This is a genomic window from Arthrobacter sp. TJ-178 (assembly GCF_058269275.1).
The window spans coordinates 383,223-403,834 of the sequence record NZ_JBZCNK010000002.1 but is presented as its reverse complement, the minus strand read 5'-3'; the positions used below and the strand labels follow the sequence as shown (position 1 = coordinate 403,834).

Annotated in this window: 21 protein-coding genes; 13 read left to right on the top strand and 8 right to left on the bottom strand. The window is 65.8% G+C overall.

The window, feature by feature from the left end; all coding sequences use genetic code 11:
• Window positions 1–98: 98 nt before the first annotated feature.
• The 4 genes from AC4D2Q_RS08085 to AC4D2Q_RS08070 all read right to left on the bottom strand — a co-directional run bounded on the left by AC4D2Q_RS08085 (window position 99) and on the right by AC4D2Q_RS08070 (window position 4,198).
• Window positions 99–845 carry an ABC transporter ATP-binding protein gene (locus AC4D2Q_RS08085; protein WP_490927081.1) on the bottom strand — a complete coding sequence of 249 codons (747 nt, stop codon included), beginning with the start codon at window positions 843–845 and terminating at the stop codon, window positions 99–101.
• A complete protein-coding gene (locus AC4D2Q_RS08080; RefSeq protein WP_490927435.1) occupies window positions 842–1,789 on the bottom strand; it encodes an ABC transporter ATP-binding protein in 948 nt (315 codons plus the stop codon). Before AC4D2Q_RS08080 ends, AC4D2Q_RS08085 begins: the two co-directional genes overlap by 4 nt.
• Window positions 1,790–1,896: 107 nt before the next feature.
• Window positions 1,897–2,877 carry a branched-chain amino acid ABC transporter permease gene (locus AC4D2Q_RS08075; RefSeq protein WP_490927082.1) on the bottom strand — a complete coding sequence of 327 codons (981 nt, stop codon included), beginning with the start codon at window positions 2,875–2,877 and terminating at the stop codon, window positions 1,897–1,899.
• 13 nt (window positions 2,878–2,890) lie between these two features.
• Window positions 2,891–4,198, bottom strand: a complete 1,308-nt coding sequence (locus AC4D2Q_RS08070) for a branched-chain amino acid ABC transporter permease (protein WP_490946216.1) — start codon at window positions 4,196–4,198, stop codon at window positions 2,891–2,893.
• A 374-nt stretch (window positions 4,199–4,572) separates the two neighbouring features.
• Between AC4D2Q_RS08070 and AC4D2Q_RS08065 the strand changes: the two genes are divergently transcribed.
• The 6 genes from AC4D2Q_RS08065 (at window position 4,573) to AC4D2Q_RS08040 (ending at window position 10,453) form a co-directional block, all read left to right on the top strand.
• On the top strand, window positions 4,573–5,421 hold the full coding sequence (locus tag AC4D2Q_RS08065; RefSeq protein ID WP_490927083.1) for a Bax inhibitor-1/YccA family protein: 849 nt from the start codon (window positions 4,573–4,575) through the stop codon (window positions 5,419–5,421).
• Between the two features lie 197 nt (window positions 5,422–5,618).
• Entirely contained in the window at window positions 5,619–6,353 is a 735-nt protein-coding gene (locus AC4D2Q_RS08060) for a GAF and ANTAR domain-containing protein (protein ID WP_490945975.1), read from the top strand.
• A gap of 19 nt (window positions 6,354–6,372) precedes the next feature.
• Window positions 6,373–7,326, top strand: a complete 954-nt coding sequence (locus AC4D2Q_RS08055) for an aldose 1-epimerase family protein (protein ID WP_490945974.1) — start codon at window positions 6,373–6,375, stop codon at window positions 7,324–7,326.
• A gap of 53 nt (window positions 7,327–7,379) precedes the next feature.
• Window positions 7,380–8,609: an AI-2E family transporter gene (locus tag AC4D2Q_RS08050; protein ID WP_490945973.1), complete on the top strand. Its 1,230-nt coding sequence runs from the start codon at window positions 7,380–7,382 to the stop codon at window positions 8,607–8,609.
• Window positions 8,606–9,847, top strand: coding sequence for a threonine ammonia-lyase (gene ilvA, locus AC4D2Q_RS08045; RefSeq protein WP_490927087.1), 1,242 nt, complete (start codon window positions 8,606–8,608; stop codon window positions 9,845–9,847). Before AC4D2Q_RS08050 ends, ilvA begins: the two co-directional genes overlap by 4 nt.
• A gap of 3 nt (window positions 9,848–9,850) precedes the next feature.
• Window positions 9,851–10,453: a rhomboid family intramembrane serine protease gene (locus tag AC4D2Q_RS08040; RefSeq protein ID WP_490927088.1), complete on the top strand. Its 603-nt coding sequence runs from the start codon at window positions 9,851–9,853 to the stop codon at window positions 10,451–10,453.
• A gap of 11 nt (window positions 10,454–10,464) precedes the next feature.
• Here the strand turns inward: AC4D2Q_RS08040 and greA are convergent, their stop codons facing one another.
• Window positions 10,465–10,956 (bottom strand): transcription elongation factor GreA, encoded by a 492-nt coding sequence (gene greA, locus AC4D2Q_RS08035; RefSeq protein ID WP_490927089.1) that lies wholly within the window; start codon window positions 10,954–10,956, stop codon window positions 10,465–10,467.
• Between the two features lie 236 nt (window positions 10,957–11,192).
• Entirely contained in the window at window positions 11,193–11,657 is a 465-nt protein-coding gene (locus AC4D2Q_RS08030; RefSeq protein ID WP_490927090.1) for a DUF4307 domain-containing protein, read from the bottom strand.
• A gap of 60 nt (window positions 11,658–11,717) precedes the next feature.
• Here AC4D2Q_RS08030 and mca point away from each other — a divergent pair, with 60 nt between their 5' ends.
• From mca to AC4D2Q_RS08015, 3 genes are read left to right on the top strand one after another with little or no spacing between them, the layout of a single operon-like run.
• A complete protein-coding gene (gene mca, locus AC4D2Q_RS08025; protein WP_490945972.1) occupies window positions 11,718–12,635 on the top strand; it encodes a mycothiol conjugate amidase Mca in 918 nt (305 codons plus the stop codon).
• A gap of 48 nt (window positions 12,636–12,683) precedes the next feature.
• Window positions 12,684–13,010, top strand: a complete 327-nt coding sequence (locus tag AC4D2Q_RS08020; protein ID WP_490945971.1) for a hypothetical protein — start codon at window positions 12,684–12,686, stop codon at window positions 13,008–13,010.
• A 9-nt stretch (window positions 13,011–13,019) separates the two neighbouring features.
• Entirely contained in the window at window positions 13,020–15,236 is a 2,217-nt protein-coding gene (locus tag AC4D2Q_RS08015) for a thioredoxin domain-containing protein (protein WP_490945970.1), read from the top strand.
• 56 nt (window positions 15,237–15,292) lie between these two features.
• On the opposite strand, the gene trhA is transcribed toward AC4D2Q_RS08015, so the two are convergent.
• Window positions 15,293–16,033 (bottom strand): PAQR family membrane homeostasis protein TrhA, encoded by a 741-nt coding sequence (trhA, locus tag AC4D2Q_RS08010; RefSeq protein WP_490945969.1) that lies wholly within the window; start codon window positions 16,031–16,033, stop codon window positions 15,293–15,295.
• Window positions 16,034–16,218: 185 nt separating this feature from the next.
• On the opposite strand from trhA, the gene AC4D2Q_RS08005 reads away from it, so the two are divergent.
• The gene (locus AC4D2Q_RS08005; RefSeq protein ID WP_490927095.1) at window positions 16,219–16,980 is read left to right on the top strand and encodes an isoprenyl transferase; all 762 of its coding nucleotides are present in this window, start codon (window positions 16,219–16,221) and stop codon (window positions 16,978–16,980) included.
• A 170-nt stretch (window positions 16,981–17,150) separates the two neighbouring features.
• Window positions 17,151–18,542 (top strand): RNA 5'-3' helicase PhoH2, encoded by a 1,392-nt coding sequence (gene phoH2 / locus AC4D2Q_RS08000; RefSeq protein ID WP_490945968.1) that lies wholly within the window; start codon window positions 17,151–17,153, stop codon window positions 18,540–18,542.
• Between the two features lie 18 nt (window positions 18,543–18,560).
• Here phoH2 and AC4D2Q_RS07995 read toward each other — a convergent pair whose 3' ends face one another.
• Window positions 18,561–19,487 (bottom strand): DUF1206 domain-containing protein, encoded by a 927-nt coding sequence (locus AC4D2Q_RS07995; protein ID WP_490945967.1) that lies wholly within the window; start codon window positions 19,485–19,487, stop codon window positions 18,561–18,563.
• 136 nt (window positions 19,488–19,623) lie between these two features.
• Here AC4D2Q_RS07995 and AC4D2Q_RS07990 point away from each other — a divergent pair, with 136 nt between their 5' ends.
• Both AC4D2Q_RS07990 and AC4D2Q_RS07985 read left to right on the top strand, forming a co-directional pair.
• Window positions 19,624–20,136, top strand: a complete 513-nt coding sequence (locus AC4D2Q_RS07990; protein ID WP_490945966.1) for a prepilin peptidase — start codon at window positions 19,624–19,626, stop codon at window positions 20,134–20,136.
• Window positions 20,137–20,140: 4 nt separating this feature from the next.
• Window positions 20,141–20,611 carry an NUDIX hydrolase gene (locus AC4D2Q_RS07985; RefSeq protein ID WP_490927098.1) on the top strand — a complete coding sequence of 157 codons (471 nt, stop codon included), beginning with the start codon at window positions 20,141–20,143 and terminating at the stop codon, window positions 20,609–20,611.
• Window position 20,612 lies beyond the last annotated feature (1 nt).

Here is a 20,612-nt window from a genome sequence, read left to right as displayed (position 1 = left end):
TTCCACACAGTTCCACACAGTTCCACCCGTTCCAGATAAAGCAGCCCCCGCCGGGAAGTACCGGCGGGGGCTGCTTTATGTGTGCTGGATTATTGCGGTCAGGCGGTGTCGGCCAGGGTTCCCAGATAAAGCTGGATCACCTTGGGGTCCTTCATCAGGTCACGGCCCGTGCCGGTGTAGGCATCGCGGCCCTGGTCCAGTACGTAGGCACGGTCGCAGATCTGCAGGCAGCGGCGCGCATTCTGCTCCACCATAATGACGGACACACCGGCGCGGTTGATCTCATGCACCCGCAGGAACGCCTCGTCCTGCTTGACGGGGGAGAGGCCGGCCGAGGGTTCGTCGAGCAGCAGCACGGCGGGGTCCATCATCAGTGCCCGGCCCATGGCGACCATCTGCCGTTCACCGCCGGACAGCGAGCCGGCACGCTGGGCGCGGCGCTTGGCGAGCTCCGGAAAAACTCCGGCCACAAAGTCGAAGCGGTCCCGGAACGTCTTGGGTGCCTGGAAGACACCCATCTGCAGGTTTTCTTCGATCGTCAGCGAGGGGAACACATTGTTGTTCTGCGGCACGAACCCCACCCCGCGGCTGACCAGCTTGTTGGCCTTCATGCCGGTGAGGTCCTGCCCGCGGACCACAACGGTTCCGGAGTGCACCTTCACCAGGCCGAACATCGCCTTGAGCAGGGTGGACTTGCCGGCGCCGTTGGGGCCGATGATCCCGATGAGCTCTCCGCGGCGGGCCTCGATGCTGCAGCCGTTGAGGATGTTGACGCCCGGGATGTAGCCGGCCACCAGATCAGTCACTTTGACGACGGAATCGCCGTCGAACGCTTCGGCTGTCATGCCTGTTCCTTCCGCTCATCAATACGCCTGCCGACTACGCCGTCAGGTTCGGTGCCCACCGAGGATTCGGCGTCGTGTTCCAGCTCGGCTTCCAGCTTCTCGAAGCCCTCGGAATCGCCCAGGTCCACGTCGTGATGCGCGCCCAGATAGGCGTCAATGACGGCCTGGTCCTTCATGACCTCGCCCGGAGGGCCCTCGGCCACCACCTTGCCCTCGGCCATCACAATGACCCAGTCGGCGATATGCCGCACCATGTGCATGTCGTGCTCCACGAAAAGGACCGTCATGCCCTCGGCCTTGAGGTTCTTGATGTGGTCCAGCAGGGACTGGGTCAGGGCAGGGTTCACACCGGCCATGGGCTCGTCCAACATGACCAGCTTGGGCCGCACCATCAGTGCGCGGGCCATTTCCAACAGCTTGCGCTGGCCGCCGGAGAGCGACGCCGCGTAGTCGCTGCGCTTGGTATCGAGTTTGAACTTGGCCAGCAGCACGTCGGCCTGCTCTGTGATCTCCCGTTCCCGGCTGCGCCACAGCGGCGGCAGGAACGCCCGCCACAGGGACTCGCCGGGCTGGGAAGCAGCGCCGAGGCGCATGTTTTCAATCACGGTGAGCTTGCCCATGACCTTGGTCAGCTGGAAGGTGCGGACCATGCCCAGCCGCGCCACTTTATAGGCAGACACCCCGGCCAGGTCCCGGCCCTCGAACTGCCAGTCGCCGGACTGCGGCGTGTCAAAGCCGGTGAGCAGGTTGAACAGTGTGGTCTTGCCGGCGCCGTTGGGGCCGATCAGGGCGGTGATTTTGTTGCGCGGTATCTCCACGTGGTCGACGTCGACGGCGTTAATGCCGCCGTAGGTCCGGGTCACGTTCCGGGCCACGAGGATGGGGTCACGCTTGCGGCAGCCCGGTTCGGCCGGGCCGTCGGCGATGGGGCGGGTGTCGGTCATGTATTCGGTGCCGGTGTCACCGGCGGGCCCGGAGGCCGATGCGCCGGAAGGAGCGGCGTGCGCGCCTCCGGCGGGGACCGAGGCCCGTGGGTCGTTTGCCTGGGAACTCATGCGAACGCCAGCTCCTTCTTATTGCCCAGGATGCCCTGGGGCCTGAAGATCATCAGCAGCATCAATGCCACACCAACAAGGATGTAGCGGATCTGACCTGCCTGGGAAGTGCTAATGAAAGTGATGTAGCCGGCTTCAATGGCTCCGTAGAGCAGGCCCTGTGTCACGGAGAGGAGAACCCAGAAAATCATGGCGCCGATAACCGGTCCCAGGACCGTGGACATGCCGCCCAGCAGCAGGGCGGTGTAGAGGTAGAAGGTCAGCTCGGTGCCGTAGTTGGCCGGCTGAACGGCATCACGGGGGAGGGTGAAGATGATGCCGGCCAGAGAACCGAGCAGGCCGCCGATTACCAGCGCCTGCATCTTGTAGGCGTAAACGTTCTTGCCCAGGGCGCGGACGGCGTTCTCATCCTCGCGGATTCCCTTGACCACACGGCCCCAGGGGCTGCGGATCAGCATCCACACCAGGAGGCAGGCAACGATGACCAGGAGCCAGGCAACAATACGGACCCAGACATCACGCTCATTCATGGCGAACGGACCCAGGTCGTAGCTGCCCGGAGGCACCGGGTTGAGGCTGTAGAAGTCTCCGGTGAACGCGGCCAGGCCGTTGGCCGAACCGGTAACTGACGTCATGCCGTTGGTGGTCACGATGTAGCGGATGATTTCCGCGGCGGCAATGGTCACGATGGCCAGATAGTCCGCCCTGAGGCGCAGTGTGGGAATGCCGAGGATCACCGCGAAGATGACGGATGCAGCGAGGGCGATCAGCAGTGCCACCGGCAGGGGAGCGTTGTAGGACAGGATCGGGATGGCGAAGCCGTAGGCGCCCACTGCCATGAACCCGGCCTGGCCAAAGTTCAGCAGGCCGGTATAGCCGAAGTGCACGGCCAGTCCCAGCGCCGCCAGTGCGTAGGCCGCCGTGGTGGGGCTGATGATCTCGTTGAGTGCACCGAGGAGAATGTTTGCGAAGTCCATCTGAGCTAAGCCCCTAACCTATGCGCTCGCGGCGGCCGAGGATTCCCTGCGGCCGGACGAGGAGGACAAGAATCATGATGACCAGCGCGCCTACGTATTTAAGGTCCGCCTCCAGCCAAAGTGTGGAGATTTCCACGAAAAGACCCACGAGCACGGAGCCGATCAGGGCACCGAATACGGTACCCAGTCCGCCAAGCGTGACGCCGGCGAAGATCAGCAGCAGGATTTGCTGGCCCATATTAAAGGAGACGCCGGGGCGGTAGTACGCCCACAGAATGCCGCCCATGGCGGCCAGCGCCCCGCCGAGGACCCAGACAATGCGGATGACGCGGTCCACGTCGATGCCGGATGCGGCCGCCAGGGCAGGGTTGTCGGCGACGGCGCGGGTGGCCTTTCCGATGCGGGTGCGCAGCAGCAGCACCGCAATCAGGAGAATGACCGCCAGGCTCACGAACAGGGAAATCAGGGTGTTCCGCGGAATGGACACCGGGCCCAGTTCCAGCAGCGGGCTCTGCGAACCCGGCAGCTGCTGGGTGCCGCCGCCAAAGAAGAACAGCACGGTGTAGCGCACGGCAACCGCCAGACCGATGCTGACGATCATCATGGGCACCAGTCCCGTGCCGCGGCGCCGCAGCGGCTTCCAGAGGCCCGCATCCTGGACGTAGCCGAAGGCGCCGCCTCCGATCACCGCCAGCGGCAGGGCGATCCAGGCCGGCATGCCCATCGCAGCGAAAGTAAAGGCCAGGACCGCGCCAAAGGTCACCATCTCGCCGTGGGCGAAGTTGGTCAGGCCCGTGGTGCCGAAGATCAGGGAAAGCCCGACGGCGCTCAGCGCCAGCAGCAGGCCGAAGCTCAGTCCGGCGACCATGCGCTCGGTGAGGATGGTTCCAAAGCTGTCCTGCTGCAGGACGATGCCCTCGCCCAGCAGGAACAGCGTGGTGATGTTGGACGTTCCCGCGAAGGTCACGGTGCGGGGATTCTCCTGGCCCTCCGCCAGCGCGACGCCCTCCGGGAGGGTGGACTCATCCAGTTCCACCTCGAAGGCGCCCTGTTCCGGAACGCCGATGGACCAGGAGCCGTTGGCAGCCGTAACGGTTTCGCCCTCGTACCCGTTGGCTGAAGCCGTGATGGTCACGCCTTCGACCGGAACGCCTTCGTTGCGGACGACGCCGCTGATCCGGTCGCTGAATTCGGCACCGTCAGTGGCGGCACCGTCAGTGGGGCCGCCGGCGGGCGGGGATGCGCTCTCCGACGCTGCCGGCGCCGGGGTTGCTGTGGTTGCCTGCACGGCTGGAGCAGACAGCAGCAGGCCGGCGAACATCGCCGCCACCGCCGCCAGCAATCCCAGATACCGGGCAATGGCCGATGTTTTCAACAAATTCTGATTCCTCCGCGCCCAGGCCGTGCGCACCGAGAAAATCGGCACTTAGGCGGTTCCGTGTGTGACATCTGTCACTGATTGGGGATCATGCTACCCACTGTTTGTTTCAGGGAGACGCGTTTGCCCCGGCCCGAATGTCGCGATCGGATAACGACTTCCTTCCGCGGCCATCGCGCCAGTGGCCGTCCCCGCCGGAGTGCCGCCTATGCGGAACTGTTACCGCAGCTCACCTCCCGCCAAGGAATCTTCAGTGCGTGTTACCCGTTGACATTGGTAGGCTCTAGGTAAACGGCCCCCCAGATGGAGGACATTTCATGGCAGTTGGCGGCAATCCGGTCTTTAACGGAAAGAATTTCAAGACCCAGGTTCGAGGTAACGGGATGAACCGCGGTTCCCTGGCTACTCAGAGCTCGGGACAGATGACTCCGCAGCAGCTTCAGGAGCTGTACACGGCTCCGTCAGCAGGACCCAGCCAGACGGGTCGGATGACGTACGACGACGTCATCATGAAGACCCTCGCCTGCCTGGCGGTGGTGCTGGTTGGTGCTGCCATCCCGATGCTCGTGCTGCAGAGCGCTGCGGCACCGCTGATGATCATCGGCGCGCTGGGCGGATTTGTACTCGGCCTGGTGAACTCGTTCAAGCGGGAACCGTCTCCGGCCCTCATTCTGGCCTACGCCGCGCTTGAGGGATTGTTCCTCGGCGGCCTGACCCTGGTGCTGGACAACCTGTACCCGGGAATTGGCCTCCAGGCAGTCCTGGGTACGCTCTCGGTCTTTGCCGTCACCCTGGTGCTCTTTAGGAGCGGCAAGGTCCGCGCGACTCCCAAGGCCATGCGGTTCTTCATGATCGCCATGATCGGCTACGCGGTCTTCTCGCTCGTCAATGTGGGCATGATGATCTTCGGCGCAACTGACACCATGTTCGGCATGCGCGACTCGGTCACGATCATGGGCATTCCGCTGGGTGTCCTTATTGGACTGCTCGCCGTGGGCCTGGCCGCCTTCTCCCTGATCGTGGACTTCACGTCCATCGAGCAGGGCGTGCAGGCCGGCGCACCGGTGCGCTATTCCTGGACGGCCGCATTCGGCCTGACCGTGACCCTGGTCTGGCTGTACGTGGAAATCCTGCGGATTCTGGCAATTCTCCGCGGCGACGACTAACTTCGGCTGCTCCGGGTTCTTCCGGATGCAACCCCCAAAGAGGCCAGCAGGCATTCGTGCCTGCTGGCTTCTTTTTTGTGGATCCGCCCCCTTTCGTCCCGACCGGGAGGAAAGGGGGCGATCACTCTGTGCACCCCGGGCGCCGGCCCGTACGATCTGGCGGAGCTGAATCATTCGGCAGACGAAGGGGGCGCACGTTGGGGGAGCCGGGAACGGAACCATACTGGTCAGAGCTGTCACCGGTCCGCCTGCAGGAGCTGCTGCTGGAGCACCGGGACCTGGATGAGTTCCTGGCGGCGCTGGCCGGCGAGTTTGCTGACTACCTTGCCCGGTGGCACGTTGCCGGAGCCACCCTTACCGTGGTCCGTCCGCGTCGGCAGGTGGTTCACGCGGGCAGTGAACCCCGCTTCGCGGCATCGGTTCCCCGGCAGACCGAGCTGGAACCGGCGTTCGGCGTACTGGCCACCGGCCTGCCCGTGGTGGTGCGCCATCTCGACCCCCGTTCTGCACGGGCAGGCGGCGCGAACCCCCTGCTGCCGGACCGCACGGCCGCCTTCGCCTCCGTTCCGGTGCCGATCGAAAAACCGGCAGGAGCGGTGCTCAGCGTGTATTCGCCCCGTCCGGGAGCCTTTGACCCGGAAGCCGTGCGCGCGGTGGAGCGGGCGGCGCGGGATGCTGCCGCCTCCCTGACACTTGCCCTCCGGACAGATGCGCAGGCACACCGGGCTGCCAACCTGCAGGCTGCGCTGGAATCGCGGACCGTGGTGGACCTTGCAGCGGGCATCATCATGGGCCAGAACAACTGCAGCCAGCAGAGTGCCGTGGATATCCTGCGCAACGTTTCCAACAGCCGCAACGTCAAGGTCCGCGATGTCGCCGCCGGTGTGGTGGCGGTTGTCTCGGACCGGGTCAGCACGCATTTCGAAGAGTGAGCGGCTGTAGGCTGGAGTGATGAGCGCTACACCCGCGGTCCCGGGAACCCACCCCGCCACCGGCAGCCAGTATCAGATCACGCGTTCCACGTCCCGCGGCAGGGCGGAAGCCGGCATCGCCTCCCTGGCCGGCGCCCTCCGCAGCTATTCGGTGGCCGGAACCGAGTACGTGGAGACCTACCCGGACGCCTCGCTGCCGCCGTCGGCCTGCGGTATTCTGCTGGCGCCCTGGCCCAACCGGGTGGCGGACGGCAAATGGACACTGGACGGAAAGCTCCAGCAGCTGAACATCACGGAGCCGGCCACCGGCAACGCGAGCCACGGGCTGCTCCGCAACACCGGCTACCAGCGCATTGACGACGGCGAGCTCGGCAGCAGCGTGACGCTTCGCGCCGAAATCTTTCCCCAGCACGGGTATCCGTTCCACCTTCTCCACGAGGCCGCCTACAGCCTGGACGACGACGGCGGCCTCCGCGTGCGCCAAAGCCTCACCAACGTGGGGGAGAGCCGGGCCCCGTTTGCCCTAGGTGCACATCCCTTCCTGCGGATCGGATCGGTTCCGGCGGAGGAACTGACACTGACCGTCTCCGGCGACGCCCGGCTGACGTCCAACGAACGGCTGATTCCGGTGGGAAGCGAGCCGGTGTCCGGGGACTTCGACTTCAGGACCGGCCGCCCCATCGGGAACCGGGACCTGGACAGCGCCTACACCGGCCTTACGCTCGAAGACGGGGAATACCGGCACCGGCTGGCTGCTCCGGACGGCAGGACCGTCATGCTGTGGGGCGGTCCCGAGTTCGGTTATGTCCACGTCTTCCTCACCGACAAAATCCCTGGCCGCAGCCGTGCAGTGGCACTGGAACCCATGACGGCACCGGCCAACGCCCTGAACTCCGGGGAAGGCCTGCGCTGGCTCGAGCCGGAAAAAACCTTCGCCGCGGAGTGGGGAATCCGGCCCGGATTCCCCGGCTGAGAGCCGGACGTAAAGATGGAAACTGCAGCCATCGAGTGTGGAAAGATGAGCCCATGAGACCTCATGCGCGCCGCATTGTTGCGCCCAAAGCGGTGCAGGCTGCGGCCGTCCGCTCCAGCCGGAGCAACGACGACGTCCCCTTTGCGCTGCGCGTCAGCGCAGCCTGGGCCTGGCGCCTGGGCGTGGTGCTGATTGTTGCCGCCGGACTGGTCTGGATTCTGCGGAACTTCTCGCTGCTGATCATCCCGCTGATGATTGCCGCACTGCTGGCCGGTCTGCTCTCTCCTGTCACCACCTGGCTGCGACGCAACAAGGTACCCGGCGGACTGGCAGTGGCCGTCACCATCGTCACCTTCCTGGGCGTGATCGTGGCCGCCCTGACACTGGTGGGCCGGCAGCTGGCCCTGGGCTTCCGGGACCTCTGGGGCGAGACACTGTCCGGGGTGGCGCAGGTTCAGGACTGGCTTGCCTCCGGGCCGCTGCAGATTACCAACAGCCAGATGGACAACCTGGTGCAGGAAGCGACGAACGCCCTGCAGTCGAATTCCGGCAATATCCTTTCCGGTGCCTTGTCAGTGGGCACCGGCGCCGGGCACTTTGCCGCAGGAGTCCTGCTGACCCTGTTCGCCCTGGTGTTCTTCCTGCTGGACGGCCACCGAATCTGGCGGTTCACCGCCGGGCTGCTGCCGCGGCGTGCCCGTGCCGGTGGCTACGGCGCAGGAATGCACGGCTGGGATTCCATGGTCAACTACGTCCGGGTGCAACTGCTGGTGGCGTTTATCGATGCCGTCGGAATTGGTGCCGGTGCCGCCATCATCGGAGTTCCGCTGGCACTGCCGCTGTCGGTCCTGGTGTTCCTGGGCTCCTTTGTGCCGCTGGTGGGCGCCTTTGTCACCGGGTTTGTTGCCGTGCTCCTGGCCCTGGTTGCCAACGGCTGGGTCAACGCGCTGATCATGCTCGGCATCGTGCTGCTGGTCCAGCAGCTGGAGTCCCACATCCTGCAGCCGCTGATCATGGGACGGGCCGTTGCGCTGCATCCCCTGGCAGTCATCCTGGCCGTCACCGGCGGCACCCTGGCCGCCGGGATCCCGGGTGCGCTGTTCTCCGTGCCGCTGCTGGCCATCCTGAACACCGTGGTGCGCTACATCGCCGCCCGGGGATGGGAGCACGACCCGGCGCTGGCCCGGGACCCGGTCTTCGCGGCGCTGGGCGGAGTGGCTCCGCGCACCGATGAACCCGGGGACGACTCCGAAGATGACGCCTACGAAGAGAAGCAACCGTGACTGATTTCCCCGAGCTGCCCGTGACCCTGGATGACATCGAGGCAGCGGCCAAGCTGCTGGACGGCGTCGTTGAACGCACGCCCATCGAAGTGTCCCGGGCACTGGGCCGCCAAACCGGCTCCAATGTGTACTTCAAGTGCGAAAACCTTCAGCGCGCCGGGTCCTTCAAGGTCCGCGGAGCCTACGTGAGGATGGCCAAGCTCACGCCGTCTGAGCGGGACCGGGGAGTGGTGGCTGCCTCCGCCGGAAACCATGCGCAGGGCGTGGCGGTTGCCGCTGCACGACTGGGCATCAAAGCCCGGATCTTCATGCCGCTGGGAGTGGCGCTGCCGAAGCTCGCCGCCACCCGCGGCCACGGAGCCGAAGTGGTGCTGCACGGACACAACGTGGACGAGGCTCTCGCGGAAGCCCAGCGCTATTCGGACGAGACCGGTGCCGTGTTCGTCCACCCGTTCGACAACGTGGACGTGGTGGCCGGGCAGGGAACAATCGGCCTGGAACTGCTCGACCAGATCCCGGACCTGGACACCGTCCTGATCGGAGTGGGCGGCGGCGGGCTGCTGGCCGGGGTTGCCGTTGCCATCAAGACCCGGGCCCGGGAACTGGGCCGCGAAGTGCGGATCATCGGCGTGCAGGCCGAAAACGCCGCCGCCTATCCGCCGTCGCTGGCCGCGGACGCCCTGGTGCCGCTGACCAAGGTGTCCACGATTGCCGACGGCATCGCCGTGGGCCGGCCCGGTCAGCTGCCCTTCTCCATCATCAGGGAGCTGGTGGATGACGTGGTGACCGTCAGCGAGGATGCGCTGGCCAGGGCGCTGATTTTCCTGCTCGAGCGCTCAAAGATGGTGGTTGAACCGGCCGGTGCCGTAGGGGTGGCTGCCCTCATGGAAGGCAAAATCACCAACCCGGGGAACACCGCCGTCGTCCTCTCCGGAGGAAACATTGATCCGATGCTGATGCTCAAGGTGATCCAGCGCGGCCTCGCCGCCGCGGGACGGTACCTGGTGGTGCGGATGCTGCTGGATGACCGGCCCGGCTCGCTGGCCACCATTTCCCGGATCATTGCCGAATCCGACGCCAACGTCACCGGCGTGGACCACACCCGGGTTGGCGGCTCCATCAGCATGGGGGACGTGGCCATCACCATCAACATGGAGACCAAGGGACATGAACACTGTGAGCTGGTGCTGAACAACCTGCGCGCCGAAGGCTTCCAGCCGATCGTGCTGCACGGGTAACCGGTGCTAGCCAAGCGGGCCAGGACCGCCCTTGTTGTTTCACTCGGACTCGCCGCCCTGATATGGCTCTGCTATTTCCTGGCCCTGGCCGTGGGTCCTGCCTCGCTGCGGGAGTTTGGCATCCTGCCGCGGCGGGTGGACGGGCTGGACGGGATCCTGATGGCCCCGCTCCTGCATGCCGGCGTCAACCACCTGCTGGGCAATACCCTGCCGCTGGTGGTCTTTTCCTTCCTGACCCTGCTGGAAGGCGTGCGCCGCTTTTTTGTGGTGCTTGCCTCGTCCTGGCTGGCATCGGGCCTGGGAGTGTGGCTCTTCGGCGGCGGCCTGACGGTGGGAATTTCCGGCGTCGTTTTTGGATTGTTCGCCTATCTGATGGTCCGGGGAATCTACAACCGGGACATTGTGCAGCTGCTGCTGGCCGGTGTCCTGTTCCTGATCTACGGATCCCTGCTGTGGGGAGTCCTGCCGGTGAACATCGGCGTTTCCTGGCAGGCGCACCTGTTCGGCGCTGCCGGCGGGGTGCTGGCAGCGGTGCTGCTGCGCCGGAACCGGCAGGGCCGGCGGACAAGCAAAAGCGGGCCCTCCCGATGGGAAGGCCCGCAGTAGTTCAGAGGATATTAGCCCGCGTAGGGCTTCGCGGAAATGATCTCCACGGAGATGTCCTTGCCGTTCGGGGCGGTGTAGGTGGCGGTGTCGCCGGCCTTCATGCCCTGGATGGCAGCGCCCAGCGGCGACTTTTCGCTGTAGACGTTGATGTCCGAGTCGCCGGCAATTTCGCGGCTTCCCAGCAGGAAGGTCTCAACGTCACCGGCAACCTTCGCCTCAACGAGCATGCCGGGTTCCACCACGCCGTCATCGGCCGGGGCTTCACCCACGTGCGCGGTCTCCAGCAGTTGAGTGAGCTGGCGAATACGGGCCTCAGCCTTGCCCTGCTCTTCCTTGGCAGCGTGGTACCCGCCGTTTTCCTTCAAGTCGCCCTCGGACCGGGCCTGCTCAATGCGGGCAACAATTTCCGTGCGGCCGGGACCGGACAGGTGCTCCAGTTCAGCCTTCAGGCGGTCGTAAGACTCCTGAGTGAGCCAAGCGGCAGGTGCGCTGTTGGTAGACACGGATCTCTCCTTTTAGTGACGACCGGACCACAAAAACCGGTCCGGCAGGCTGATTTTGCTCGAAGCCCAGTGGCCTGACAAGCAAAGACCCCGCCGGACGGTGACCGGTAATGCGGTTGATCACCTAAGCGGGGCATAACGTAGGGTCCATACTAGTCAGCCAAACCGAATAACCCAAGAACCGGAAAAACCCGCTTCCCGGAGGGTGGCCGCCGCGGGACGGCCTGGGCGGAAAGTCAGGCGTCGTCGCCCAGCAGCCAGCAGGCATTGACTCCGCCGGTAACGCCCAGGGAATCAGTACGGATATCAAGGTGCTGGTTGGTGGTGGCTTCCTCAGCCGGACCGATGGTGACCTGCTTCCAACCCACCACGGCGTAGCTGTCATTCAGTACCTGAACGGCGCAGGACGCGGTGTCCTCCGGATCTTTGGTGACCTGGAAGTCAACCGTGGCGTTTCCGGCATCGGTGATGCTGAACCCCACGTCCTTGAAGCTCACTTCCCCGCCGGGGGAGGGCATCGCCATGTAGGCCGCGGCACCGCATCCAAGCACAAGGGCAGCGCCGACGGCGGTAGCCTTGGCGCGGCGCGACAGACCCGGCTTGGGAGCTCCGTACCGATTGGCTAATCTTGTTTCGGACGGAAAACTATCGGGGGCCTGCCCGGGGGCTGGCTGCTTGTCAGGACCTTCCTCAGTGCTCACCGCTCCATTTTATCCGAGTTTCCCCGTCTGATTTCCGCTGACCATCTCAGGAGCTGCAACGTGTCGACCGCCTCATCGAATACTTCCCGCCGTCAGGAACCGCTGCGGCTGCTGGCCGTGCACGCCCATCCGGACGACGAAGCCAGCAAGGGTGCGGCGATGATGGCTTCCTACGCCGCTCAGGGCGTAGAAGTGATGGTGGCAACCTGCACCGGCGGCGAGCGCGGCAGCGTGCTGAATCCCGCCATGGAATCCAATGCCGCCGCCAAGCGGGACCTCGCCGGGCTTCGCCGCTCGGAAATGGCCAACGCCCGCCGAGAGCTGGGTATTGAGCACCGCTGGCTGGGATTCATGGACTCCGGCCTGCCGGAGGGGGATCCGCTGCCTGACCTGCCCTTTGGCTGCTTCGCCCTGGAGCCCCTGGAGCACGCCGCTGCGCCCTTGGTGAAGCTCGTGCGTGAGTTCCGCCCGCACGTGATCATCAGCTACGACGAAAACGGCGGTTACCCGCATCCGGATCACATCATGGCCCACAAGGTGGCGGTTGAAGCCTTCAACGCCGCGGGGGACCCTGAACGCTACCCCGGGACCGGAGAACCCTGGGAGCCGCTGAAGCTGTACTACGACCGCGCTTTCAACCCCGAACGGTTCACCGCACTGCATCACGCACTGGTGGACGCGGGCATGGACTCACCGTACGCGGAGCGCATTGCCGCCTGGCAGGAAGCCGACACGGAGGGACACCAGCCTCCCGCTCCCACACATCCCACCACCACACAGATTCAGTGCGGAGATTTCTTCGAAGCGCGGGACCGGGCACTGAAGAGCCACCGCACGCAGGTGGATCCGGAGGGATTCTTTTTTGCCGTGGACGCCGACACCCAGCGGAAGGTTTGGCCCTGGGAAGATTATTCGCTGATCCAGTCCAAAGTGGAGAGCGAGCTGCCTGAGACGGACCTGTTCGCTGGCATACGATAGAGGTCAGGGACGGCGTAAAGCTGCCCGCTGCCAAGAGAGAGAAACACCGTGAACTTCCTGTACAGCCTGCCCCTGACCGTTTCCCCCGGCGCCGAGGATGACGAGCTGAAAACCGGCCTGAGCATCGCGGATGTCACTCCGGGACTGCTGGGCTTCCTGGTGACCCTCTTCATGGTGATCGTCGTGTTCTTCCTCATCAGGGACATGGTCAAGCGCATCCGCCGGGTCCGTTACCGCGAGCAGGCCCGCACCGGCGTCGGCTCCGACGTCTTCATTCCCAGCGCCGAATCCGCAGCGGGAGCCGCTGATGCGCAGCCCGCTGCGAAAGCTTCGGACGGCGGGGACACTACTCCGGGTTACTACAAGCGCGGCTAAGGAGAAGTCATGGCCGGCAGACTGCTGAACGAGGCGTCGGCCTATTTGCGCCAGCATGCCGGCAATCCCGTGGACTGGTGGCCGTTCGGGGACGAGGCGTTCGCCGAGGCCCGGCGGCGCAACGTCCCGGTTTTCATCTCGGTGGGATACGCCGCCTGCCACTGGTGCCACGTCATGGCGCACGAGTCCTTCGAAGATCCGGTGACGGCGGACTACCTGAACGAGCACTTCGTCTCCATCAAGGTGGACCGCGAAGAACGCCCGGACGTGGATGCCGTCTACATGGCCGCCACCCAGGCCATGACGGGCCAGGGCGGCTGGCCCATGAGCGTTTTCGCCCTGCCCGACGGACGCACCTTCTACGCCGGCACGTACTTCCCTCCGCTGCCGGTGCAGGGCATGCCCGCCTTTCGGGACGTCCTGGCTGCGGTCACCTCTGCCTGGGAGGAGCGGCCGGAGGAAGTCCGGCAGAGCGCCGCCCAGCTGGCCGCGCATCTTGCCTCGGCCCAGGACGGAAACCGGCGCCTGCTGGGACCGCTCCGGAGTTCCGCAGGTCCCGAGGCCGGAAGCGAAGATGCCGCAGAGTTTGCCGCCGAGTCCGGCCGGACACTGTCTGCAGCTGTGGAAACGCTGGCCGGACTGGAAGACCGCCAATTCGGCGGTTTTGGCGGTGCACCGAAGTTTCCGCCTTCCACGGTGCTGCGGTTCCTGCTGGCCCACGCCGGCAGCGAAAGCTCAACCGCGCAGGAAGCCGCAGCGCTGGCTGGCCGGACCCTTGATGCGATGGCGCGCAGCGCACTCTATGACCAGCTCGAGGGCGGTTTCGCCCGGTATACCGTGGACCGCCGCTGGGCCGTCCCGCACTTCGAAAAAATGCTTTATGACAACGTCCAGCTGCTGGCGCTGTACGCGCAAAGGGTCCGGACGGCCGTTGATCCGGCGGAGCGCCGGCTTGCCCTGCGGGTGACCCGCGAGACGGCGGAGTGGATGATTCACCGGCTGCGTGTTCAGGAGGGCGGATTTGCCTCCTCGCTGGACGCGGACACGCTGATGGAGGGCCGCCGCGTGGAAGGCGGCACGTACGTCTGGACGCCGAAGCAGCTGACCGACGTTCTGGGACCCGCGGACGCCTCCGCCGTCATGGCCCTGCTGGACCTGGTCTCCGGAAACATGGCACCCCACGGCGGAACCCCGGACGATGACGGCGGCAGCGCCAGCACGCTGCATTTTGGACGGGCCCTGAGCGAAGCAGAGGAAGAACTGTGGCTGCGGCACCGGCCGGCGCTGCTGGCGGCCCGGAACCTGCGCCCGCAGCCCGAGCGCGATGACAAGGTGGTGGCCGGATGGAACGGGCTGGCGGTGGCCGCGCTGGCTTCGGCCGCCGTCGTGCTCTCTGACACGGAACAGAACGATGCCGCTGGACAGAAGGATGCCGCGGAGCAGGAGGACGCGCGGCGCATCCTGAGCGCGGCCGAAGACGCGGCAGCCTATCTGCTGCGCGTTCACCGGACCGGAGCCACGCTGCGCCGGGTTTCGTTCAACGGCGTCGCACAGGGCATTGAAGGCCTGCTGGAGGACTACGCCGGGGTAGCCGAGGGGCTGTTCACTCTCTATGCCGCCACGGGCAATGAGGAATGGTATGCGGCGGCCGAGTCCCTGGTTCTCGCCGCAGAGAGCCGTTTTCTGGCGGGCGGTGTCCTGCAGGACACGGCCCTCCGGCCCAACCAGCTGGTGAACGCCCAGGGAGCGCAGGCTGCCGCTGATCCGCTGGACGGACCGACTCCCAGCGGCGCTGCACTTTTTGCCGGGGTCCTGCTGACGTATTCCGCGTATTCGGGATCGCTGAGGCACCGGGCCCTGGCACAGTCCCTGCTGAAGTATGTGCAGGTGGTGGGTGCCCAGGCACCGCAGGCCGCGGGGTGGGCCATGTCCGTGCTGCAGTTCCTGCTCGAGGGACCACGTGAGCTGGCCGTGACCGGCACGGACCCTGAAGCGGTCGGCGAGCTCCTGCGGGCGGCCCGCGACGCCGGCGGGCCGGGGCTCGTGGTGGCCGCGCGGATCGGAACGGACACAGCCGGGGGCCCTGCCGGTGAAACCCGGGTGCCCCTGTTGGAGGGACGGGAGCCGGGTTCCAAACCTGCGGTGGCCTACCTGTGCCGTGGCATGGTGTGTCTGAGGCCCGTCAGCACCGCGGCGGAACTTCGGGACCTGATCGCCGGGCAGTGACCGGGCAGGGACGGACGAGGTGCCGGTGGGTGGCCTAAGGCGGGCCGGAGGCCGGGCTAGGAAGCGCTGACCGAAAGTACGGCCATCAGGATCGCCCCGTAATGGCAGGCGAATCCGACCAGCGTAAAGGCATGGAAGACTTCGTGGAACCCAAACCAGTCCAGGGACGGATTGGGCTTCTTCAGGGCGTAGATCACGGCGCCGGCAATATAGAAGGCCCCGCCCACGCAGACCAGGACGGCGGCCGGGGGATTCACCGCGAAGAAATCGGGAATGTAGATCAGGGCCGCCAACCCCAGGGCAATGTAAACGGGCGTGTAAAGCCAGCGCGGCGCATTCAGCCAGAGCAGCCGGAACAGAACTCCGGCCAGGGCGCCGCACCAGATAAACCAGAGCAGGACTTTCGCCTTCTCCGGCGGCAGCAGGGACCAGGCCAGCGGAGTGTAGGACCCGGCGATGACCAGCACGATGTTGGTGTGGTCCAGGCGTTTGAGGATCCTTTTGACCTTCGGCGTCCAGTTTCCGCGGTGATAGACCGCAGACACTCCGAACAGCAGGACCCCCGTGAACGCATACACGGCGGAGGCGATGCGCGTGCCGGTGGTGGGAGCCAGGACGATCAGGAGAATGCCCCCTGCCAGAGCAAACGGTGTTGCGCCGGCGTGCAGCCAGCCCCGGAATTTCGGCTTGATCTCCAGGATGTCTGCTACCTGCTCGACCGCGGATTCCACCGGGCCGGGAGCTTTTCGCGAACTGGGATTCTGCTCCGGGGGAGCGGACGACGATGACGATGCCATGGAAAAATCCTAACCTACGAGCAGGTAAGTTACGGGTCGGTAGGTTCGGGTCAGACGCCGCCGCGCGCTTCGCCGGAACCGATCGGAAGTATGCGGTCCTTTTTGGGAATACACTTTTTAGTGCGCCTCCCGCTGCAGCGGAGACGTTTCATTCCGCCATCAAGGACAGGCAGGTGCGGCTCCGCATGAGGTTCCCGGGCGTTGTATATGCCTACTACGAGCGCAAGCTGCGCCGCAGCCTCAGCCCTGACCGCATTCCCGCGCACATCGGCGTCATGGTGGACGGCAACCGCCGGTGGGCGAAGCTGGCCGGAGCACCCACCAGCGACGGCCATCAGGCAGGGGCGGACAAGATCCTCGAATTCCTCGGCTGGTGCCAGGAGGTGGGCGTGCGCCGGGTGACCCTGTACATGCTCTCCACGGACAACCTCAACCGGGATCCGGATGAGCTCGACCCGCTGCTGGACATCATCGGCAACACCCTGGACCGGCTGGGCGAGAAGGGCGACCTGCGGGTCAACGCCGTTGGTGCCCTGGACATCCTTCCCACAAACCTTGCCGACAAGCTCAACGCCCTGGGTGAAAGCACCAAGGATGCCGAAGGCCTGCACGTCAACGTCGCCATCGGTTACGGGGGACGCCGGGAGATTGTGGACGCCGTCAAGGAACTCCTCAGCGACGCCACCGCGCAGGGCAAGTCCGTGGCGGAAATTACCGAGGAACTGTGCGACACGCAGATCTCCGAATACCTCTACACCCGCGGCCAGCCGGATCCGGAGCTGGTGATCCGCACCTCGGGTGAACAGCGGCTCTCCGGATTCCTGATGTGGCAGAGCGCGTACAGCGAGTTCTACTTCTGTGAAGCACTCTGGCCGGACTTCCGCCGGGTGGATTTCCTGCGGGCACTGCGTGATTACGCGAGCAGGCAGCGCCGCTTCGGTTCCTGAAACCGGCGGATGAACGGCAGGCAAACTCGCCGCAAAGACGCCGAAACAGGGCCGTGTCCTGCTGCGGCGCCGGGCGCCTCCGGCGTACCTTGGTGCTATTGATCAGCGACCCGCTGATCTCCCCGCCCAGCGATCCGGGGCACCGCCCCTGACTGGAGTTTCCCGTGGCCATGTCCTCCTCCCCGCGAACCTCTTCCTCTTCCTCTTCCTCTTCCTCTTCCTCTGCCGCTCCGGCGGCGGCCGCAGCAGCAGTGCCCGGTGCCGGCAGCGGACCGGCAGGCTACGTGCTGGACACCTCGGTGCTCCTCTCGGACCCGAAGGCCATCCTGCGGTTTGCCGAACACGAGGTCATCCTGCCGCTGGTGGTGATTACCGAATTGGAGAAGAAACGCCACGATCCGGAACTGGGGTATTTTGCCCGGGCGGCCCTGCGCCTGCTGGACGACCTGCGGATTGAGCACGGCGGGCTGAGCGTCCCCATTCCCCTGGGCGCCTCCGGCGGAACCCTGCGCGTGGAACTGAACCATGTGTCAGTGGACGTCCTGCCGGCGGGCATCCGGGGCACCGACAACGACAGCCGGATCCTCGCCGTCGCACGGAACCTGGCGGATGAGGGACGGAACATCACCGTTGTTTCCAAGGATCTGCCGATGCGGGTCAAAGCATCGGCCGTGGGTTTGAACGCCGACGAATACCGCAGCGACCTGGTCCGTGACAGCGGCTGGACCGGCGTCGTCGAACTGGACGTGGCCGAAGCCGACATTGACGGACTGTACGAGCATCATCCGGTGTTCATTCCGGCAGCCGCCGAGCAGCCGGTGAACACCGGCGTCGTCCTGCTCTCCAGCCGGGGATCGGCCCTCGGCCGGGTGGGAGCCGACAAACAGGTGCGGCTGGTGCGCGGCGACCGCGACGTGTTCGGCCTGCACGGGCGCTCAGCGGAACAGCGGCTGGCCATAGATCTGCTGATGGACCCCGAGGTGGGCATCGTCTCACTGGGCGGCCGGGCCGGCACCGGCAAGTCCGCACTGGCCCTCTGCGCGGGACTGGAAGCGGTGCTGGAGCGCCGCGAACACCGCAAGGTGGTGGTCTTCCGTCCGCTCTATGCCGTCGGCGGCCAGGAGCTGGGCTACCTGCCCGGCACCGAGGCGGAAAAAATGGGGCCGTGGGGGCAGGCAGTCTTCGACACGCTCGAGGCCCTGGTTTCCAAGGAAGTGCTGGAGGAAGTCCTGGACCGGGGCATGCTGGAGGTCCTGCCGCTGACCCATATCCGGGGCCGGTCCCTGCACGACTCGTTCGTGATCGTGGATGAGGCGCAGTCGCTCGAGAAGAATGTGCTGCTGACCGTGCTGTCCCGGATCGGGCAGAACTCACGCGTGGTCCTCACCCACGACGTCGTCCAGCGCGACAATCTGCGGGTGGGACGCCATGACGGGGTGGCCGCCGTCGTTGAAACGCTCAAGGGGCATCCGTTGTTCGGGCACATCACCCTGACCCGGTCCGAACGCTCGCCGATCGCTGCCCTGGTGACCGAACTGCTGGAAGAGGGACAGATCGGCTGAAACGCGGGCAGGGCCCCGTTACATCCGCCCGTAGCGGGCCCGCACCAGGGCAAAGAGTCCGTAGAAGATCAGGCCGGCGGCAATCACCGTCACGACGGGCGGTCCGGCGGGTGTGTCCAGGAGGCGTTTGAGGCTGCCGTCGAGGCCGGTGGACTGGCCGGGGCTGTTCTGGGCGGCGGCGAGGATAAACAGTCCGCCGGCGAGGATCAGGGAAATGCCCTTGGCGATGTGGCCGGTGAGTCCGAGCAGGTCAATGACGCGGCCGCGTTTGGTGCCTTCGAAGTGCCGCAGTTCGCTGCGGAACTTGCGCCGGCTGCCCTTGTAGATGAAATAGATTCCGATGCCGAAGATGAGCAGGCCGACGGCGGTCAGCGCCGGCATGCCTGCCGGCGAGGCAAGGACGGTGGTGCTGAACTGTGCCGTTGAGTCGCCTGAGTCCCCGCCCCGGCCGCGGGCAAAGGCGGCGAAAGTCAGGGCAACACTGCCGTAGATCAGAACCAGTGCGCCCGAAGAGACCGCCTTGGACAACCGCTTCCCGGCTGATTCCCGGCGGACCCGGACCGTGGCTTCCCCCAGCTGCCACAGGGCCAGCGCCGCGCAGGCGGCGAATCCTCCCCACATCAGGAGCGGCCCTGCGGCGGAAGCGGCCAGCGGACGCAGAGCACCGCTGGTGTCCGCGTCGCCGTACCCGCCCAGCACCAGGCGCAGGGCCACCGAACCGATCAGGATGTGCAGCAGCGCCATGACGGCAAAGCCGGCGCGGGCCAGCACATTCAGGCTGTCGCTGTTGGACGCGCGTTCCAGCGACGCGGCGGTGCTCTCCGACGGGGCGGTGTTCTCCGACGGGATTTCCGGCGGCGTTCCGGAGGCGTTGCTTTCCGGCGGGGCTGTGTCTGCCTGATCTCCGGGTCGGCTGTGGATGTGGTGCTGCCGGCCAATGCTCATGCCGCCAGTGTATTCCGCAGCAGTCTTCGGGGCATCTCGCCCCCTTTTTCTCCCCGGAGGTGCTTTTCCCAGAGGGTGTTTTCCACAACCGCGCCAGGGCGGGAAGAAGCGGACGCCATGGCGTACCGTGAGGCCCATGGTGGGGATTTTGGAGGAGTACCGGTCGCTGGGCGGCGCAGCCTTCTGGGTGCTGTGCGCTGCCGCCGCTTACTTTGTGGTGCTGGCTGTGAGGCTGTCGGCTGCGGATGCTGCGACTCACCGCCTGCCCAACCGGATCCTGCTGCCGGCCTACCCGGTGTCCGTGGTGCTGCTCGGCGCCGCCGCGCTCGCGGCAGGGGATATGTTCCGGATTGCCGGGATGCTGGTGGCCGGCATCGTTCTGTGGAGCGCCTACTTCCTGCTGCGGTTCAGCAACCCCTCGGGCCTGGGATTCGGGGACGTAAAACTGGCCGGAGTCCTGGGCCTGTGGCTGGGATTTCTGGGCTGGGGGCATGTTCTGGCAGGCACCTTTGCCGCCTTCCTCCTGGGCGGAGCGTGGGGGATGTGGCTGATCCTCTCCAAACGCGGAACGGCTAAGACGGCCATTGCCTTTGGTCCGTTCATGCTGGCCGGTGCCGCGTTGGCCATGGGGCTGCCTGGCCTACAGTAGAACAATGCCTACGCCAGATTTTGTCCTGTCCCTGCGGAAGAAAATCGGCCACGAGCTGCTGTGGCTGCCGGGGATTACCGGCGTCGTCTTCAACGATGCGGGACAGGTGCTGCTGGTGCGGCGTTCCGACGACGGCCGCTGGACCCTGGTCACCGGAATGTTGGATCCGGGTGAAGAACCCGCGGCCGGAACGCTGCGCGAAATCCAGGAGGAAACCGGCGTCACCGCCGAAATCGAGCACCTGATCCACGTTGGTTCACACGGGCCCATCACCTTCCCCAACGGAGACCGGTGCTCGTTCCTGAATGTGGGGTTCCGCTGCCGCTACCTCAGCGGCGAGGCGAGGGTGAACGATGACGAGTCCACCGACGTCGGCTGGTTTGCCCCGGACAACCTGCCTGAACTGAGCGAACGGCACCGCTGGCTGTTGGACCTGGCGCTGAAGGCCGACGGCGTCCCCGCCTTCGCGCGCTAAC

Excerpts from the sequence above, each read along its gene's own strand:
- AC4D2Q_RS08085 (WP_490927081.1), bottom strand. The coding sequence starts at position 845 with ATGACAGCCGAAGCGTTCGACGGCGATTCCGTCGTCAAAGTGACTGAT.
- AC4D2Q_RS08080 (WP_490927435.1), bottom strand. The coding sequence starts at position 1,789 with ATGACCGACACCCGCCCCATCGCCGACGGCCCGGCCGAACCGGGCTGC.
- AC4D2Q_RS08075 (WP_490927082.1), bottom strand. The coding sequence starts at position 2,877 with ATGGACTTCGCAAACATTCTCCTCGGTGCACTCAACGAGATCATCAGC.
- AC4D2Q_RS08070 (WP_490946216.1), bottom strand. The coding sequence starts at position 4,198 with ATGTTCGCCGGCCTGCTGCTGTCTGCTCCAGCCGTGCAGGCAACCACA.
- AC4D2Q_RS08065 (WP_490927083.1), top strand. The coding sequence starts at position 4,573 with ATGGCAGTTGGCGGCAATCCGGTCTTTAACGGAAAGAATTTCAAGACC.
- AC4D2Q_RS08055 (WP_490945974.1), top strand. The coding sequence starts at position 6,373 with ATGAGCGCTACACCCGCGGTCCCGGGAACCCACCCCGCCACCGGCAGC.
- AC4D2Q_RS08050 (WP_490945973.1), top strand. The coding sequence starts at position 7,380 with ATGAGACCTCATGCGCGCCGCATTGTTGCGCCCAAAGCGGTGCAGGCT.
- AC4D2Q_RS08015 (WP_490945970.1), top strand. The coding sequence starts at position 13,020 with ATGGCCGGCAGACTGCTGAACGAGGCGTCGGCCTATTTGCGCCAGCAT.
- trhA (WP_490945969.1), bottom strand. The coding sequence starts at position 16,033 with ATGGCATCGTCATCGTCGTCCGCTCCCCCGGAGCAGAATCCCAGTTCG.
- AC4D2Q_RS08005 (WP_490927095.1), top strand. The coding sequence starts at position 16,219 with ATGAGGTTCCCGGGCGTTGTATATGCCTACTACGAGCGCAAGCTGCGC.
- phoH2 (WP_490945968.1), top strand. The coding sequence starts at position 17,151 with ATGTCCTCCTCCCCGCGAACCTCTTCCTCTTCCTCTTCCTCTTCCTCT.
- AC4D2Q_RS07995 (WP_490945967.1), bottom strand. The coding sequence starts at position 19,487 with ATGAGCATTGGCCGGCAGCACCACATCCACAGCCGACCCGGAGATCAG.
- AC4D2Q_RS07990 (WP_490945966.1), top strand. The coding sequence starts at position 19,624 with ATGGTGGGGATTTTGGAGGAGTACCGGTCGCTGGGCGGCGCAGCCTTC.
- AC4D2Q_RS07985 (WP_490927098.1), top strand. The coding sequence starts at position 20,141 with ATGCCTACGCCAGATTTTGTCCTGTCCCTGCGGAAGAAAATCGGCCAC.